Here is a 1,235-nt window from a genome sequence, read left to right on the forward strand (position 1 = left end):
GCCGGCGCTGCGTCGGCAGAGCCGAACGGCTGGTACGGCGCGGTTGACGCGGGCTGGCACACGGTCAACGACGTTTACGGCGTGGATTCTGCGGCCGGCAACGGCTGGGACTTCGAGATCGAGGACGGCTGGGCGGCGTTTGGCCGTCTGGGCTACCGCTTTGACCAGAACTGGCGTGTGGAGCTGGAAGGCGGCTATCGCGAAGGCCAGCTGGCCGAAGTGAGCCGTACGGCGCCGACGCCGCTCGAAACCGGCATCTGCCAGCCGTCGGTGGTCGGTCCCTGCGACGTGCCCGCCGGTCACATGCAGGTCGCCAGCCTGATGGCCAATGTCATCTATGACTTCGGTGACGAGTCGTGGGCGCTGCGTCCCTTCATCGGCATGGGTGCCGGTGTGGCGCGCGTCGACACCGAGTTCCTCGGCTCCATCGGTGGCAACCGTACGGTCGGCATCGCCGCCGACGACGCCAACACCGCCCTGGCCGCCCAGTTCCTGGGCGGGGTCTCGTGGGCCATCGGCAACCGGGCCAACCTGGACCTGACCTATCGCTACTTCCGCACGGACTTCGAGTTCGACACCCAGGTGTCGAACCCGCTACGCCAGGTCGGCCAGATCGAGGGCGACTACAACGACAGCCACGCGGTGACCCTGGGTCTGCGCTATGCGTTCGGGGCTGACGCTCCGCCGCCGCCGCCCCCGCCGCCGCCGCCGCCTCCGCCCCCGCCGCCTCCCCCGCCGCCGCCGCCGCCTCCGCCCCCGCCGCCGCCTCCGCCGGTGCAGGCGCGTGAGTTCGTGGTGTACTTCGAGTGGGATTCGACCGCCCTGTCGTCGGAAGCCCAGTCGGTCATCGCCCAGGCCGCCCAGTACGCCCAGTCGGGCCGTGCCGCGCGCGTCGTGGTCGTCGGTCACGCCGACACCTCGGGTTCGGCCAGCTACAACGTCGGCCTGTCGAACCGCCGGGCCCGCACGGTCGCCGACGCCCTGGTGGCGCGCGGTGTCTCGGGTGGCGCCATCTCGGTCGAGGGTCGGGGTGAAACCGACCTGGCCCGTCCGACCGCTGACGGTGTCCGTGAGCCGCTGAACCGGCGCGCGACCATCAACATCCGTCCCTGATCCGGCTTCCGGACCGGTCCGGCCTCTCCCCGCGAGAGACCGGACCCCCGGAGCCCTTCAGGCGGATAACGCCTTTGCGCACCCCCGTCGTGGTCACCCACGGCGGGGGTGTCGCTTTGGGG

At 71.3% G+C, this 1,235-nt stretch carries 1 protein-coding gene; it reads left to right on the forward strand.

The window, feature by feature from the left end; genetic code table 11:
• Nucleotides 1-1,113 (forward strand): OmpA family protein (locus tag LC068_RS13760; protein WP_226638156.1); only part of this gene is annotated, 1,113 nt, incomplete at its 5' end.
• Nucleotides 1,114-1,235 lie beyond the last annotated feature (122 nt).

Origin of the sequence: Brevundimonas poindexterae, from assembly GCF_020524625.1 — a bacterium.
GTDB lineage: Bacteria > Pseudomonadota > Alphaproteobacteria > Caulobacterales > Caulobacteraceae > Brevundimonas > Brevundimonas poindexterae_A.